The following is a 14,426-nucleotide window of genomic DNA, read 5'->3' as shown; positions in this document are numbered from 1 at the left end:
TAGCGTCTTGCCGCGGCGTCAGGACCACCCGCGCAGTGTGGGGTCGCCAACACTGCGCCGTATGCCGTGGGCGCCCGGATCGCGCCCGGATCAGTGCTGTCCGGGGACCTGCGCCGCGGGTGCCAGCCAGGTCCGCGCGGCCGCCTCCTCGGCCTCCACGCCCGTCGGACGGCCGGACCGGCGCACGCGGCGGTGGACGGCCAGTGCCACGGTGAGGACGACGACGGCGACGACGGCCTGCCACGAGCCGTCGACCTCGTCCATGCGGGTGGCGGTGTTCCACGACGCGTGCTGGACCGCGATGACGAGCACGCTGCCCCCCGTGTCGAGCAGGTGCATGCCCAGCAGGTAGCGGTAGACCGGTGCGAGGCCGAAGAGCAGCGCCAGCCCGCCCGCGACCTGCGACCACGTCCACCCGGGCTCGAAGAGGAGCGGCACGTGGATCGCGGCGAACGCCGGTGCCGTCAGCAGCGACCCGAGGAAGAGGCCGTGACCGGCCATGAGGCGCGACTGCACGAAGCCGCCCCATGCGGTCTCCTCCCACAGGTTCAGGAGCAGGGCGCCGAAGACCAGGATGTCGAACAGGTAGAAGCCGGTCGAGGCCAGCCAGCTGCGTTCCGAGTCCTGCAGCGTGCCCGACACAGCGGCGACCGCGAGCGTGAGCACGGGCATGGCCAGCACGACGACCGCCCACCGGCCCACGCCGACGCGCCAGGCCAGCGTCCGGCGGAGCAGCCGGCGGGCAGCGCCGGGGCCGTCCGCCCAGCGGGTCACGAGCAGCGCAGAGCCCAGCAGGGCGACGTAGACGAGGACGAGGAGGAACGGCTCGAACGGCAGTCCACCGATCGCGGGAACGACGAGCACAGGCCAGCCGATGCCCAGTGCCAGGAGCAGGAACGTCGCGACGGGGCGTCGCCGGGCGAGGCTCTCGGGCCGCTCGGTCCCCATTGGAGGCGGCGGCTCGGCGGGGGTGGTGCGGGTCATCTCGGGGTCCCTCCGCAACGGTTCGGCACCGCCCCCTCGATGGCGCCTTCAACACTGCACGTTCTCGTCTTGTTCCCCGCCGTCCCGGCAGGCGGCCCACGAGGTGCGCCGCTGACACGCGGCATACAGTCGGGCACATGACTGTCCCGAACCTCACCCTGTCCGCCGGAACGTCCAGCATCGAGATCCCGCAGCTCGGCTTCGGGGTCTGGCAGGTGCCCGAGGACGAGGTGGTCGCCGCAGTGACGACCGCCATCGAGACCGGCTACCGCAGCATCGACACGGCCCGGATCTACGGCAACGAGGAGGGCACCGGCGAGGCGATCGCGAAGTCGAGCGTCGACCGCGGGGACCTGTTCGTCACCACCAAGGTGTGGAACGACGACCAGGGCTTCGACTCCACCCTCACCGCCTTCGACGCCTCGATGAAGCGCCTCGGGCTCGACACCCTCGACCTCTACCTCATCCACTGGCCGGCCCCGAAGCAGGACGCCTTCGTCGACACGTGGAAGGCCCTGCTCCGCCTGCGCGAGGAGGGTCGCGTGCGCGCCGTCGGCGTCTGCAACTTCCACGTGCCGCACCTGCAGCGGCTGCTCGACGAGACCGGTGAGCTGCCGGCCATCAACCAGGTCGAGCTGCACCCCTACCTGCAGCAGACCGAGCTGCGCGCGTTCCACGCCGCCAACGGCATCGTCACCGAGGCGTGGAGCCCGCTGGCCTCGGGCGGCGACGTCCTGCAGGACGAGACGATCGCGAAGGTCGCGGCCAAGCACGGCGTCACGCCGGCGCAGGCGATCCTGCGCTGGCACATCGACATCGGCAACGTCGTCATCCCCAAGTCGGTGACCCCGAGCCGCATCGCCGAGAACTTCGACATCTTCGGCTTCTCGCTCGACGTCGACGACCTGGCCGCCATCGAGAAGCTCGACCGCGGCCACCGCACCGGCCCGGACCCGGACGCGTTCTGGGCCTGAGCCGTCACGCCCGAGTGCGCTGAGTCAGCGGCCGCGGGGCCGGCAGGGACGCACCTGCCGGCCCCGCGGCGTGCCGTCTAGGGTGTGCGCCATGAGCGACGCCTCCGACGCACGGTCCCAGCGCGAGCTGGAGGAGGGGATCCAGCGGGACTTCTCCTCGAGCATGTCCTACGGGTCCTACCTCGACCTCGACCGCTTGCTGTCGGCCCAGCACCCCCGCAGCACGCCGCCCCAGCACGACGAGCTGCTCTTCATCGTGCAGCACCAGGTCGCCGAGCTGTGGCTCAAGCTCATGCTCCACGAGCTGCGCTCGGCCCGCGCCCTGCTGACGACCGACGACCTCGCACCCGCCCTGAAGCGCCTGGCTCGGGTCAAGCACATCCAGAACCAGCTCACCGAGCAGTGGTCGGTGCTGGCCACGCTCACGCCGAGCGAGTACGCCCTGATCCGGCCGTTCCTCGCGACCTCGTCCGGCTTCCAGAGCTACCAGTACCGGGCGGTCGAGTTCATGCTCGGCAACAAGAACCGCGACATGGTGGCCGTCTTCGACCACGACCCGACCGCGCAGCAGCTGCTGGCGGAGGCGCTCGAGGAGCCGAGCCTCTACGACGAGTTCCTGCGCTACCTGCACCGCCGCGGCTACGCCATCCCGGCCGCGGTGCTCGAACGCGACGTGACCAAGCCCTACCGGATGGACGAGGACCTCGTCGACGTCTTCGCCGCCGTCTACGCCGACCCCGCCGAGCACTGGGGCGTCTACGAGACCTGCGAGGAGCTCGTCGACATCGAGGACAACTTCCAGAACTGGCGCTTCCGCCACCTGCAGGTCGTCACCCGCACCATCGGGCACAAGGTCGGCACCGGCGGGTCCTCCGGCGTCGACTTCCTGCGTCGGGCGCTCGACCTCACCTTCTTCCCCGAGCTGTATGCCGTGCGCACGCGGATCGGCGCGTAGCCGCGCCTGCCAGCCGTTCGGCGGATAAGTAGGAGAACTCAGGCGCGCCAGGCTGCCGCAGCCCGACACTGTGCCCCAACGGTCCACCGACCCTGGGAGCACGCGATGACCAGCAGCCCCGTTCCCGGCCCCGCGCCGGCACCTGCGCCCGTGAAGCCGGGGCAGCTCGCCTGGCTCGAGGGCGAGCTCCGTCAGTGGCAGGCCCTGGGCCTGCTCGAGGCGCCGACCGCCGATGCCATTCGTGCGAGATACGTTGCGGTGCGGCGCTTCTCGCTGGTGCGCCTGCTGCTCGGCCTGGGCGTCTGCTTCTTCGGAGTCGGCGTGCTGTGGCTCGTGGCGGCGAACCTCGACCGGCTCACCCCGGGACTGCGCTTCACCCTCGTGGTGCTGCTGTGGCTGGGCCTCACGGCCGCGGCCGAGGCCGTTGCGGGGCGCCGGCCGCGATGGGGTGGCTCGGCGGTCGTCGGCGCGGCGCGGGTCCTGGCGGCTCTCAGCTTCGGCGCGGTCGTCTTCCAAGCGGCGCAGAGCCTGCAGGTGCCGGCCTACGAGCCGCGCCTGCTCGGCATCTGGGGCCTCGGCGCCCTGCTCTACGCCTACGCGGTCGCCGCCGTCAGCCCGCTGCTCGTCGGCCTGTCCATCAGCACCGCGTGGTTCGTCTGGCACGTGGCCGACTCCGCCGACAGCGGCATGGGTTTCGTCGCGGCCCTGCTCGTGGGGGGCCTGGTCGCCGCGTCCGTGGCGGTGCTGCACGCCAGCCGCCTGCTGCCACGGTTCGCGGTGCCGTGGCGCGAGGTCGGCGCCCTGCTCGTGCTGATCGGGTTGTTCGCCGCGGCCCTGCCGTTCGTCACCACCGAGGACTTCCGCTGGCCGGCCCTGCTCACCCTGGGCCTCGTCGTGGCAGCCGTGGCGGCCGCCGCGGCCCTGTTGCTGGCCGACCGCGAGGGCCGTCTGGAGCTCGTCGCGCCGGTGGCCGCCCTGGGGGCCGGGCTGCTGCTCGTCCTGTGGGACCCCGGGGTGACGGACGCCAGCGAGGTGACCGGCACGGCATACCTGCACGCGTTCGTGAGCGTCGCGGTCTACCTCGCCGCCGCCGGCTGGTATGCCGTGCTCGGCACCCTGCGGGACACGACTCGGCTCACGGTGCTCGCCACCGGGGCGCTGGTCGTCTTCACCACGGTGCAGGCGTTCGCGGTCTTCGCGCCGATCATCTCCGGGGCCACGCTCTTCCTGCTGGTCGGTGCGGTGCTGGTCGGCTCCGGCTTCGTCGTCGACCGCGGCCGTCGACACCTCGTCGCCACGATCGAGGGAGGTGTCTCATGAACCGGCTGCCCTCCCGCATCGTGCTCCTGGCCGCGGCCTGTGCCGCCCAGCTCGCCCTGGTCGGCGTCGCGGTCGCCGGGCCGCTGTCGGCACGCCTCACCGGCGACGAGTACCTCCTGGCGGTGCGACCCGTCGACCCGGTCGACCCGTTCCGCGGGGCGTACGTCGACCTCGGCTACCCGACCCTGAGCGGCTCCTCGGAGAGCGGCTTCTGGCGGCCGGACGACGTGCCGGGGGAGCGGGGCGAGGTGTTCATCCCCCTCGTGCGGGACGGTGCACTCTGGCGCGGTGGCGAGGCTACGCGCATGCGGCCCGACTCCGGCCCCTACATGCGCTGCAGCGACGCCGAGTGGCGCATGCGCTGCGGCATCGAGAGCTGGTTCCTCCCGCAGGACAAGGCGATCGGGGTCGAGCGGGCAGTGGCCTCGGGCTCGGCGGTCGCGCGGGTGCGCGTCGACGCCCGGGGCAACGCGGCGCTGGTGGGCGTGGAGGTCAGCCCAGCCGGCTGAGGTCCTCGCGGCAGCGGCGCTCGAACTCGCCGAGCTCGAAGAGGGCGTCCTCGATGTCGCGGCGCCGCTGCTCGAGGTCGGCGCGGCGCTCGTCGATCTGGTCGAGGACGTACTCGAGCTGGCTGGCCTTGCCCCGCGGACGGTCGTAGAGGTCGATGATCGTGCGGATCTCCTCGAGCGGGAAGCCGAGGCGCTTGCCGCGCAGGATGAGGTTCAGCCTCGTGCGGTCGCGGCGGTGGTAGACCCGCGTCGTGCCGCGGCGCTCGGGAGAGATGAGCCCGAGGTCCTCGTAGTGCCGCACCGTGCGGTGGGTGACCCCGAACTCGTGGGCGACCTCACGGATCGTCCAGGTCCGCTCCTGCTGCCGGGTCGGGGTTGTCATGGCACCCATCATTGCTTTACGTTTACGTCAACGTCAAGCACTCAGGAAGCGGGAACGACGATGTTCGAGCTGAGCAAGGACCACGAGGACTTCCGCAAGGTCGTCCGGGAGTTCGCCGAGGCAGAGGTCGAGCCCCACATCGCGAAGTGGGACCGCGACCACCACTTCCCCTCCGACCTGGTGCCGAAGATGGGCGAGCTGGGCCTGTTCGGCCTGGTCGTGCCGGAGGAGTTCGGCGGCATGGGCGAGGACGGAGACTTCACCTCGCTCTGCGTCGCCATCGAGGAGCTCGGCCGCGTCGACCAGTCGATCGGCATCACGCTGTCGGCCGGTGTCGGCCTCGGCATCAACCCGATCCTCACCTACGGCAGCCAGGAGCAGAAGGAGCGCTTCCTGCCCGACCTCGTCGCCGGCCGCGCGCTCGCCGGCTTCGGCCTCACCGAGCCCGACGCGGGCTCCGACGCCGGTGCGACCCGCACCAAGGCGGTCCGTGACGGCGACGAGTGGGTCATCAACGGCGCCAAGGCGTTCATCACCAACTCCGGCACCGACATCACCTCGGTCGTCACCGTCACCGCCCGCACCGGCACCAACGAGGACGGCTCTGCGCAGATCAGCGCGATCATGGTCCCCAACGGCACCCCCGGGTTCACCGTCGAGCCGGCCTACGACAAGCTCGGCTGGCACGCCTCCGACACCCACGGCCTGACCTTCGAGAACTGTCGTGTCCCCGCGGGCAACCTGCTCGGCCAGGAGGGCAACGGCTTCAAGCAGTTCCTCAAGACCCTCGACGACGGCCGGATCGCGATCTCGGCCCTCGCGGTCGGCATGAGCCAGCGGATGCTCGAGGAGACCACCGGGTACGCCAAGACCCGCAAGGCGTTCGGCAAGCCGATCGGCGTCAACCAGGGCGTCTCGTTCCAGATCGCCGACCTCGCCGTCATGGTCGAGGCCTCGCGCCAGCTCACCTACAAGGCCGCCTGGCTCAAGGACGAGCTCGAGCACGGTCGCCGCTCGGTCGCCGAGGTCAAGCAGGCCGCCGCCATCTGCAAGCTCTACTCCACCGAGGCGGCCGTGACCGCGACCCGCATCGCGACGCAGGTCTTCGGCGGCAACGGGTTCATGGAGGAGTACCCCGTCGCGCGCTTCTACCGCGACGCCAAGATCCTCGAGATCGGCGAGGGTACCTCCGAGGTGCAGCGCATGGTCATCGCCCGCAACCTCGGCCTCCCCACCGCGTGAGTGCCGAGGTGCGAGAAGGTGTGCCGGTGACCTCCTCGAGCTCCAGTCCCCCGTTCGCCACCGGTCCGGACTCCGGCGCGGACCCCAAGGTGACCGATGTCCGCGAGCGGCTCGCCGCGGCATACCGGGCGTCGGCGACGCCGCCGGAGAAGGCCAAGGCGAAGCTCGACTCCCAGAACAAGCTGTTCGTGCGCGACCGGATCGCCCTGCTGTTCGACGAGGGCTCCTTCGTCGAGGACGGCCGCTACGCCAACGCGATGTCCGACGGCCTTCCCGCCGACGGCGTCGTCACCGGGCGCGGGACCGTCGACGGCCGCCCGGCGATCGTCGTCGCCAACGACCCGACCGTGAAGGCGGGCTCGTGGGGCGCGCGCACCGTGGAGAAGATCGTGCGGGCCACCGAGATGGCGCTGCGCGAGGAACTGCCGGTCTTCTGGTTCGTCGACTCGGCAGGCGCCCGCATCACCGACCAGGTGGACCTCTTCCCCGGCCGTCGCGGCGCCGGACGCATCTTCCACAACCAGGTGGCGCTGTCGGGCAAGGTGCCGCAGATCTGCTGCCTCTTCGGGCCGAGCGCCGCCGGTGGTGCCTACATCCCGTCGTTCACCGACATCGTCATCATGGTCGAGGGCAACGCGTCGATGTACCTCGGCAGCCCGCGCATGGCGGAGATGGTGGTGGGGGAGAAGGTCTCCCTCGAGGAGATGGGTGGTGCGCGCATGCACTGCACCGTCTCGGGCGTCGGCGACCTGCTCGCGGGTGACGACACCGAGGCCATCGAGCTGGCCAAGCTCTACTTCTCGTACATGCCGCAGAACTGGCACTCCGACCTGCCGTCCTACCACCCGGAGGAGCCGGCGCAGCCGCTGACGCGGCACACCGTCCCGGAGCGCGAGAGCCAGCCGTTCGACATCCACGAGGTCATCGACGGCCTGCTCGACGACGACTCGTTCTTCGAGATCAAACCGCTGTTCGCCGCCGAGCTCGTCATCGGCCTCGGTCGCATGGCGGGCGAGACGGTCGGCATCGTCGCCAACAACTCGGCCGTCAAGGGCGGGGTGCTCTTCACCGACAGCGCCGACAAGGCAGCCCGGTTCATCTGGCTGTGCGACGCCTTCTCGATCCCGATCATCTACCTGGCCGACGTGCCCGGCTTCATGATCGGCTCGGAGGTCGAGCGCGGCGGCATCATCCGCCATGGCGCCAAGATGGTCTCGGCCGTCTCGTCGGCGACGGTGCCGCAGTTCTGCGTGATCGTCCGCAAGGCCTACGGCGCCGGGCTCTACGCCATGGGCGGCCCGGGGTTCGCGCCCGACGCGACCATCGCGCTCCCGACCGCACGGATCGCCGTCATGGGGCCCGAGGCAGCCGTGAACGCGGTCTACGCCAACAAGATCGCGGCCGTTGAGGCCGAGCAGGGCGCCGAGGCCCGCGATGCCTTCGTGCAGCAGATGCGGCGCGAGTACGAGGAGGACGTCGACCTCGAGCGGCTGGCCTCCGACCTGGTGCTCGACGAGATCATCGAGGCCGATGCCCTGCGTGCGGAGCTGCTGCTGCGGTTGCGCTACGCCAGCGCCCGCGACCGGCACTTCGCGACGAAGCGCCGCGACGTCCCGCCCGTCTGAGCCGCTCCTCTCGGCGGCCCGTCAGGAGCGGCGGCGGGGGAGCACCCCGCGCCAGAACATGACGTGGCCGCCGGCGAGGAAGGGCGCGGCGACGAGGCAGGCTCGGCGCAGCCGCGCCGCCATGGTCGGGCGCGCCGATCCCGGCTCCGGGCGAGCCGCCGCGTCCACTGCCGCGAAGCCCAGGCCGACCAGGGCGGTGAGCATGCCGGCGCGCCGATTGTGGTCGAGACGGCGCCTCACGTGGGGATCCCCGGGGCGCGCAGGGTGCGCCAGGCGATGCCCACCTCGGCGAGGAGCTCGCGCAGCAGCGGAAGGCTGAGGCCCACGACGTTGCTGGGGTCGCCCTCGATGCCGGCGACGAAGGGCGCCCCCATCCCGTCGAGGGTGAACGAGCCGGCGACGCGGAGCGGCTCGCCGGTCTCGACGTAGGCGCGGATCTCGTCGTCGTCGATGGCGGCGAAGTGCACCGTCGTGGAGGCCGTGGCGCCCAAGGTGGCGCCGGTGCCGTCGTCCTCACGGGTGTCGATGACCCAGTGGCCCGTGTGGAGCACGCCCGTGCGGCCCCGCATGCGCTGCCAGCGGGCGACGGCCTCCTCGGCGTTCGCCGGCTTGCCGTGGCCGTCGCCGTCGAGCTCGAGGATCGAGTCGCACCCGACGACGAGCGCGTCGTCGACCTGGGAGGCGACGTCCTCGGCCTTGGCGCGGGCGAGGACGAGGGCGAGGTCCTCCGGGGCGAGGGGGCCGTAGGTCTGCTCGGCGGCCGCCGTCGCGGCGTCCTCGTCCACGCCGCTGACCATGATGCTCGGCTCGATGCCGGCAGCGTGCAGGAGCCGCTTGCGGGCAGGCGACGCCGAGGCGAGGACGACGTGGACCGGGTACGGGTGCTCGCTCATGGCGGCGAGCCTATCGACGTTGCCGGGTCAGGCCTTCTCGCCGGTGCCCTCCTCGGGCTCCTCCGGGGCCGCCGCGGGTGCCGGCTTCGCGGCCTTCTTCGGCGGCTTCTTCTCCGCCTTCTCCTCCGGGCGGTGGAGCTCGTCGAACATCTCGGCGCCGAGGTAGCGCCGCATGGCAGCCTCGACCCGGTTCTCGCCCTCGCGCGGCGGCCGGTTGCCCACGGACTCGCGGGCCTCGTGCCGGGCTCGTTCGCTGTTGACGTCACTCATGGCTGGCCACCTCCCGACCATCGCCCTTCCCACAGAGGGAAGACCTGGTCTCAGGCTGTCACCGGGGCGGGGCGGGCACACGGGTCTTCAGTCCCCTCTGCGCACGTGTACGCCGGCGCGTCGGCGCCGTGACCGGGCCGGGTGAGCCAGGCGCTGGGGATCGGCACGCCGGCGGGTCGCCGTTGGCGGTGCCATCAGACCCATCCCAAAGGCCGGGTGGTTCCGGTCATGCGAGACGTCGTGTACAACTCGGGGATGAGCGCCCGACACTGGCCGCGCTGGTCCGAGCTGGGACCGCTGCTCCGGCCGCGCGTCGTGTCCCTCGACCGCACCGAGCGGCGGCTGGCCAGCGCAGCATCGATCCTCGACCTGCGACTGCTGGCCCGGCGCCGCGCGCCACGAGCCGTGTTCGACTACACCGACGGTGCTGCCGGCGAGGAGATCAGCCTGCGCCGTTCCCGACAGGCGTATGCCCGGGTGGAGTTCCAACCGCACGTGCTCCAGGACGTGTCGGCCGTGGACACGTCCACGACGATCCTCGGGCGCCCGGCTGCCTCGCCCCTGGCGTTCGCCCCCACCGGGTTCACCCGGATGATGCACACCGAGGGGGAGCCGGCCGTCGCGCGCGTGGCGGCCCGCGCCGGCATCCCCTATGCGCTCTCGACCCTGGGCACGACCTCCATCGAACGGCTCGCGGCCGCCGCCCCGGAGGGGCGCCGATGGTTCCAGCTGTATCTGTGGCGCGACCGTGCGCCGGCTCGTGACTTCGTCGCGCGGGCCCGGGAGTCGGGCTTCGAGGCCCTCATCCTCACGGTGGACACACCGGTGGCCGGGCCGCGGCTGCGCGACGTCCGCAACGGCCTGACCCTCCCGCCGTCGCTGTCGGTGCGGACCCTCGCGGAGGGCGCGCTACACCCGCGGTGGTGGTTCGACCTCATGACCACCGACCCCCTCGAGTTCGCCTCGCTCAACCGGTTCGAGGGAACGGTGGCCGACCTCGTGGGGCGGATGTTCGACCCCGCCCTGGCCATGGCCGACCTGTCATGGCTGCGGTCCGCCTGGGACGGGCCGCTCGTCGTCAAGGGCATCCAGACGGTCGCCGACGCCCGCGCGGTCGTCGCGGCCGGCGCCGACGCAGTGATCGTCTCCAACCACGGGGGACGCCAGCTCGACCGCGCACCCACACCCTTGGAGGTGCTGCCAGAGGTGGTGGACGCAGTCGGGGACCGAGCCGAGGTCTACGTCGACGGGGGAATCCTGTCCGGCGCCGACGTCGTCGCCGCCGTCGCATGCGGCGCTCGCGCGGCCTTCGTGGGCCGGGCCTACCTCTACGGGCTCATGGCCGGCGGAGAGCAGGGGGTGCAGCGAGCTGCCGACATCCTGCAGGACGACGTGGCCCGCACCCTTGCGCTGCTGGGTGTGACCCGGGTATCCGACCTCAGACGCGACCATGTACGGCTCCGCGGGGCCTGAGGTACGTTCCGACAATGAAGGTGACGGAGTACACGCCCACCCGTGAGGAGTACGCCTACACCTTCGGAGGCGTCGCCCCGGTGATGCGGGTCGTCCCGGGAACGGCTCTGCGGCTCTGGTCCGACGACGCCTTCGGCGGTGCGCTGCGCAGTGTGGACGATCTGTCCAGCGCCAAGGTGGACCTGCGGTTCGTCAACCCGCAGACCGGACCGTTCTACGTCGAGGGTGCCGAGCCCGGCGACACCCTCGTGCTCCACCTCGTCGCCTTGGAGCCGGCCCGAGACTGGGGCGCCTCGGCCGCCATACCGTTCTTCGGAGGTATGACGAGCACCGACCGCGTCGTCACTCTGCAGGAACCCTTGCCGGACACCACCTGGATCTACGAGCTCGACCGGGACCGAGACACTGTCGCCTTCGCGGCGCGGCACAGCGACCACCGCATCGAGCTGCCGGTGGAGCCGATGCTCGGAACCGTGGGTGTGGCCCCCGCCGGTGGCGAGGTGCGCTCCTCCCTGGTGCCGGACCGATTCGGCGGCAACATGGACACCCCGCAGATGAAGGCCGGCTCGACAGTGTTCCTGGGTGTCAACGTCGAGGGCGCGATGTTCTCCGTCGGCGACGGCCACTATCGGCAGGGAGAGGGCGAGGCCTGCGGCACGGCCGTCGAGGGGGCGATGACCAGCACCCTGGTTGTCGAGCTCATCAAGGGTGGTGCACCCGGGTGGCCGAGGATCGAGGACGACACGCACTGGATGGCGGTCGGCTCCAGTCGGCCGATGGAGGACTCGTGGCGGATCGCGAACGCCGAGCTCGTGCGGTGGGTCAGCAGCCTGTACGGCCTGCACCCGATGGACTCCTACCAGCTCTGTTCGCAGATCGCGCAGGTGCCGGTCGCCAACGTCGTCGACGCCAACTACAGCGTCGTGGTCAAGGCAGCCAAGGCGCTGCTTCCGGCCGCGGACGCGTTCGGCGGCATCCACGCCGAACTGCGCGCCCGGGCTCGCTCGCTCGGCACTCCCTGAACCACCCGGCGACGGCGGGTCGCCCCCGACGAAAGGCCAGCCCATGGACCTGCAGCTCAGCGGCAAATGCGTCCTCGTGACCGGTGGGACGCGTGGCATCGGTCGGGCGATCGTCGAGGCCTTCCTCGACGAGGGTGCTGTCGTAGGGTTCTGCGCGCGAGACGCCGAGGAGGTCACGTCGACGGAGGACGCCCTGCGGGGCCGGGGGAGCGTCTCCGGCACAGTGGTCGACGTCGGTGACGGTGAGGCGCTCGCGGCGTGGGTGGAGCAGTCGGCTGAGGCGTTCGGAGGGCTCGACGTGGTGGTCGCCAACGTCAGTGCCATCGCGATCCCCGACACCGAGGAGAACTGGCAGCTCAGCCTGAACGTCGATCTCATGCACACCGTCCGGCTCGTTCGTGCATCCGTGCCGTATCTCGAACGCAGTGACGCAGCCTCGATCATCGCCATCTCCAGCGTGTCCGGCCGCGAGTCGGACTTCGCCTCCGGGCCCTACGGGACAGCCAAGACCGCGATCGTCGGCTACATCCACGGACTTGCGATGCAGCTGGCCGCGAAGGGGATTCGTGCCAACACGGTCTCGCCCGGGAACACCTACTTCGAGGGCGGGGTCTGGGCCACCATCGAGGCCGGCAACCCTGAGCTGTTCCAGATGGCGGTCGGGCTCAACCCGACCGGGCACATGGGCGCTCCGGTGGAGATCGCGGCACCGGTGGTGTTCCTGGCCAGCCCACGGGCGTCCCGGATCAGTGGCACGAACCTCGTGGTGGATGGGGCGCTGACGCGCGGCATCCAGCTGTAGTGCTCACCCCTGGGCAGTCCAGCGGCTGCTCCCCGACAGGTCCCGATCAGCCGAGCACCTCGTCGACGTAGCACCAGCGCCAGTGCTCGCCCGGCTCGAAGCTGCGGATCACGGGGTGGCCGGTCTCCTTGAAGTGCCGCTCGGCGTGCCGGCCCACCGAGGAGTCGCAGCAGCCGACGTTGCCGCAGGCGAGGCAGAGGCGCAGGTGCACCGGCACCAGGCCCTCGCGCTCGCAGTCGAGGCAGCCCTGTGGGGTGAGCGGCTGGACCGGACGGCGGTAGCGCTCGAGGTGCCGGCACGCGGCCGCCAGGGACTCGGGCGCGTGGAGGGGGATGTCGCGGACGGCCTCGGCCCGGTCCTCGAGCCGCTCGAGCACCGACTCCTCGATGTCGAGCTGGGCCATGACCGTGCTGAGCACCTGGTGGTCGGCCTCGCCGGCATCCCGCAGGCGCAGCAGCTCGGCCCGCTCTGCCGCCAGGGTCAGGAGACGGGCCCGCCGGTAGGCCTCGCTCGGCGTCTCCTGCTCGTCCGGGCGAGCGCGCCCGAGCCGCTCCCAGGCGGCCGTCGTGCGGTCCTCGGCGCGCTGGCGCAGCCGGGCAGCAGTGTCACGGTCGATCTCGGGGACGGCGTCGAGGGCCCGCAGGCCCGCGGCCACCGCCTGCTGGAGCAGGGTGGCCTCCGCGAGGGCGTCCTCGCGGCGGTCGGGCCCGCGCACGCCGAGGCGCCTGGCCAGCCACGGCAGCGTGGTGCCCTGCACGAGCAGGGTGCCGACCGTGACGACCATCGCGATGAAGACGAGCACGTCGCGGTGCGGCGTCTGCGGGGGCAGGACCAGCGCCGCAGCGAGCGTGACCACCCCGCGCATGGCGGCCCACGACAGCACGGCCGTGTGCGACCACGGCGCCGGGTCGCCGGTGCTGGCGCCGAGCCGGGGGGCCACCCAGAACAGCGGGAAGACCCAGACCGGCCGCAGCAGCATCACGGTCAGCAGGACCGCCATGCTGGTGCCGACGATGAGGCCGAAGCCGAGGTCGGAGGCAGCGACGCCCGAGACGACGCGGCGCATCTGCAGGCCGATCATGAGGAAGACGGCGTTCTCGAGCAGGAACTGGACCGTCGCCCAGTTGATGCGCTCGCTGGTGCGGGAGGCGGCGCTCTGCAGGATGGGCGAGCGGTGGCTGAGCAGCAGTCCCGCCACCACCACGGCGAGCACCCCGGACGCGTGCAGCGCCTCGGCGGGCAGGTAGGCGAGGAACGGAGTCATGAACGACAGCGAGGTGTCGATGACGGGGTCGTCGACGAGACGTCGCACCGCGCCCACCACGACCGCGGCGGCGAGCCCGAGGGCGACGCCTCCGGCCACCGCCCACGCGAAGTCGAGGGTCACGGAGCCGAGGCTGACGGCCGCGGTCGCCGTGAACGCGGCGATGGCAGTGCGCAGCGCTACCAGGGCGGTGGCGTCGTTGACCAGTGACTCGCCCTCGAGGATGGTGACCAGCCGCCGGGGCAGCCCGATCCGGCGCGCCACCGCGGTCGCCGCCACGGCGTCGGGCGGGGCGACGACGGCGCCCAGGGCGAAGGCCACAGCGAAGGGCACCGGCAGCAGCCACCAGGCGACGACGCCGACCCCGAGGGCCGTGAAGAGCACCAGCCCCACCGAGAGCGACCCGATGACCCCCTTGTTGTCACGGAAGTCCACCAACGACGTGCGGATGGCCGCGGCATACAGCAGGGGCGGCAGCAGGCCGACCAACACCACCTCGGAGCTGAGCCGGGGTTCGGGGAGGAAGGGCAGGTAGGACCCCACGACGCCCGTGACGATCAGGACCAGTGGAGCGGAGACACCCACCCGTCGGGAGAGCCCCGCCACGGCCGTCACGGTGGCCACCACCGCGAGCAGCGTGAAGGCGAGGTGCACGGCTGACATTGTCGCAAACCCACCGCTGCCGGGCGGCCGGTCGCCACCGCTGGTGAC

General features: G+C 71.7%; 15 protein-coding genes. 9 read left to right on the top strand and 6 right to left on the bottom strand.

Annotated elements, in window-relative coordinates:
- Nucleotides 1–90: 90 nt before the first annotated feature.
- A complete protein-coding gene (locus P2F65_RS16195) occupies nt 91–984 on the bottom strand; it encodes a CPBP family intramembrane glutamic endopeptidase (RefSeq protein WP_275810055.1) in 894 nt (297 codons plus the stop codon).
- Nucleotides 985–1,121: 137 nt separating this feature from the next.
- Here P2F65_RS16195 and P2F65_RS16190 point away from each other — a divergent pair, with 137 nt between their 5' ends.
- From P2F65_RS16190 to P2F65_RS16175, 4 genes are all read left to right on the top strand, one after another.
- Nucleotides 1,122–1,958, top strand: coding sequence for an aldo/keto reductase (locus tag P2F65_RS16190; protein ID WP_275810052.1), 837 nt, complete (start codon nt 1,122–1,124; stop codon nt 1,956–1,958).
- A gap of 91 nt (nt 1,959–2,049) precedes the next feature.
- Nucleotides 2,050–2,913: a tryptophan 2,3-dioxygenase gene (kynA, locus tag P2F65_RS16185; RefSeq protein ID WP_275810049.1), complete on the top strand. Its 864-nt coding sequence runs from the start codon at nt 2,050–2,052 to the stop codon at nt 2,911–2,913.
- A 105-nt stretch (nt 2,914–3,018) separates the two neighbouring features.
- Nucleotides 3,019–4,233: a DUF2157 domain-containing protein gene (locus tag P2F65_RS16180; protein ID WP_275810046.1), complete on the top strand. Its 1,215-nt coding sequence runs from the start codon at nt 3,019–3,021 to the stop codon at nt 4,231–4,233.
- Complete coding sequence (locus tag P2F65_RS16175) at nt 4,230–4,742, top strand: GDYXXLXY domain-containing protein (RefSeq protein WP_275810043.1); 513 nt, start codon at nt 4,230–4,232, stop codon at nt 4,740–4,742. The genes P2F65_RS16180 and P2F65_RS16175 overlap by 4 nt, the downstream gene beginning before the upstream one ends.
- Here P2F65_RS16175 and P2F65_RS16170 read toward each other — a convergent pair.
- Nucleotides 4,726–5,124 carry a MerR family DNA-binding transcriptional regulator gene (locus P2F65_RS16170; protein ID WP_275810040.1) on the bottom strand — a complete coding sequence of 133 codons (399 nt, stop codon included), beginning with the start codon at nt 5,122–5,124 and terminating at the stop codon, nt 4,726–4,728. The genes P2F65_RS16175 and P2F65_RS16170 overlap by 17 nt on opposite strands.
- Nucleotides 5,125–5,184: 60 nt before the next feature.
- Between P2F65_RS16170 and P2F65_RS16165 the strand changes: the two genes are divergently transcribed.
- Both P2F65_RS16165 and P2F65_RS16160 read left to right on the top strand, forming a co-directional pair.
- Entirely contained in the window at nt 5,185–6,366 is a 1,182-nt protein-coding gene (locus tag P2F65_RS16165) for an acyl-CoA dehydrogenase family protein (RefSeq protein ID WP_275810037.1), read from the top strand.
- 26 nt (nt 6,367–6,392) lie between these two features.
- The gene (locus P2F65_RS16160) at nt 6,393–7,991 is read left to right on the top strand and encodes an acyl-CoA carboxylase subunit beta (RefSeq protein WP_275810034.1); all 1,599 of its coding nucleotides are present in this window, start codon (nt 6,393–6,395) and stop codon (nt 7,989–7,991) included.
- 21 nt (nt 7,992–8,012) lie between these two features.
- Here the strand turns inward: P2F65_RS16160 and P2F65_RS16155 are convergent, their stop codons facing one another.
- The 3 genes from P2F65_RS16155 to P2F65_RS16145 are packed head-to-tail and all read right to left on the bottom strand — an operon-like array spanning nt 8,013 to nt 9,154.
- Nucleotides 8,013–8,231, bottom strand: coding sequence for a hypothetical protein (locus tag P2F65_RS16155; RefSeq protein WP_275810031.1), 219 nt, complete (start codon nt 8,229–8,231; stop codon nt 8,013–8,015).
- Nucleotides 8,228–8,884 carry a Maf family protein gene (locus P2F65_RS16150; protein ID WP_275810028.1) on the bottom strand — a complete coding sequence of 219 codons (657 nt, stop codon included), beginning with the start codon at nt 8,882–8,884 and terminating at the stop codon, nt 8,228–8,230. The genes P2F65_RS16155 and P2F65_RS16150 overlap by 4 nt, the downstream gene beginning before the upstream one ends.
- 27 nt (nt 8,885–8,911) lie before the next feature.
- On the bottom strand, nt 8,912–9,154 hold the full coding sequence (locus P2F65_RS16145) for a hypothetical protein (protein WP_275810026.1): 243 nt from the start codon (nt 9,152–9,154) through the stop codon (nt 8,912–8,914).
- 228 nt (nt 9,155–9,382) lie between these two features.
- Here P2F65_RS16145 and P2F65_RS16140 point away from each other — a divergent pair, with 228 nt between their 5' ends.
- The 3 genes from P2F65_RS16140 to P2F65_RS16130 are packed head-to-tail and all read left to right on the top strand — an operon-like array spanning nt 9,383 to nt 12,451.
- Nucleotides 9,383–10,627 carry an alpha-hydroxy acid oxidase gene (locus tag P2F65_RS16140; RefSeq protein ID WP_275810023.1) on the top strand — a complete coding sequence of 415 codons (1,245 nt, stop codon included), beginning with the start codon at nt 9,383–9,385 and terminating at the stop codon, nt 10,625–10,627.
- Nucleotides 10,628–10,641: 14 nt separating this feature from the next.
- A complete protein-coding gene (locus P2F65_RS16135) occupies nt 10,642–11,649 on the top strand; it encodes an acetamidase/formamidase family protein (protein WP_275810020.1) in 1,008 nt (335 codons plus the stop codon).
- A gap of 43 nt (nt 11,650–11,692) precedes the next feature.
- Nucleotides 11,693–12,451 (top strand): SDR family NAD(P)-dependent oxidoreductase, encoded by a 759-nt coding sequence (locus P2F65_RS16130; protein WP_275810017.1) that lies wholly within the window; start codon nt 11,693–11,695, stop codon nt 12,449–12,451.
- Between the two features lie 46 nt (nt 12,452–12,497).
- On the opposite strand, the gene P2F65_RS16125 is transcribed toward P2F65_RS16130, so the two are convergent.
- Entirely contained in the window at nt 12,498–14,378 is a 1,881-nt protein-coding gene (locus tag P2F65_RS16125; protein ID WP_345803706.1) for a Na+/H+ antiporter, read from the bottom strand.
- Nucleotides 14,379–14,426 lie beyond the last annotated feature (48 nt).

Source organism: Knoellia sp. p5-6-4 (assembly GCF_029222705.1).
In the GTDB taxonomy this organism is placed as follows: Bacteria; Actinomycetota; Actinomycetes; order Actinomycetales; family Dermatophilaceae; genus Pedococcus_A.
Note: the sequence above shows the minus strand (reverse complement) of the source record. Positions and strands in the feature narration are given on the sequence as shown.

Excerpts from the sequence above, each read along its gene's own strand:
- P2F65_RS16150 (WP_275810028.1), bottom strand. The coding sequence starts at position 8,884 with ATGAGCGAGCACCCGTACCCGGTCCACGTCGTCCTCGCCTCGGCGTCG.
- P2F65_RS16125 (WP_345803706.1), bottom strand. The coding sequence starts at position 14,378 with ATGTCAGCCGTGCACCTCGCCTTCACGCTGCTCGCGGTGGTGGCCACC.
- P2F65_RS16190 (WP_275810052.1), top strand. The coding sequence starts at position 1,122 with ATGACTGTCCCGAACCTCACCCTGTCCGCCGGAACGTCCAGCATCGAG.
- P2F65_RS16140 (WP_275810023.1), top strand. The coding sequence starts at position 9,383 with ATGCGAGACGTCGTGTACAACTCGGGGATGAGCGCCCGACACTGGCCG.
- P2F65_RS16165 (WP_275810037.1), top strand. The coding sequence starts at position 5,185 with ATGTTCGAGCTGAGCAAGGACCACGAGGACTTCCGCAAGGTCGTCCGG.
- P2F65_RS16195 (WP_275810055.1), bottom strand. The coding sequence starts at position 984 with ATGACCCGCACCACCCCCGCCGAGCCGCCGCCTCCAATGGGGACCGAG.
- P2F65_RS16175 (WP_275810043.1), top strand. The coding sequence starts at position 4,230 with ATGAACCGGCTGCCCTCCCGCATCGTGCTCCTGGCCGCGGCCTGTGCC.
- P2F65_RS16135 (WP_275810020.1), top strand. The coding sequence starts at position 10,642 with ATGAAGGTGACGGAGTACACGCCCACCCGTGAGGAGTACGCCTACACC.
- P2F65_RS16130 (WP_275810017.1), top strand. The coding sequence starts at position 11,693 with ATGGACCTGCAGCTCAGCGGCAAATGCGTCCTCGTGACCGGTGGGACG.
- P2F65_RS16180 (WP_275810046.1), top strand. The coding sequence starts at position 3,019 with ATGACCAGCAGCCCCGTTCCCGGCCCCGCGCCGGCACCTGCGCCCGTG.
- P2F65_RS16145 (WP_275810026.1), bottom strand. The coding sequence starts at position 9,154 with ATGAGTGACGTCAACAGCGAACGAGCCCGGCACGAGGCCCGCGAGTCC.
- P2F65_RS16170 (WP_275810040.1), bottom strand. The coding sequence starts at position 5,124 with ATGACAACCCCGACCCGGCAGCAGGAGCGGACCTGGACGATCCGTGAG.
- kynA (WP_275810049.1), top strand. The coding sequence starts at position 2,050 with ATGAGCGACGCCTCCGACGCACGGTCCCAGCGCGAGCTGGAGGAGGGG.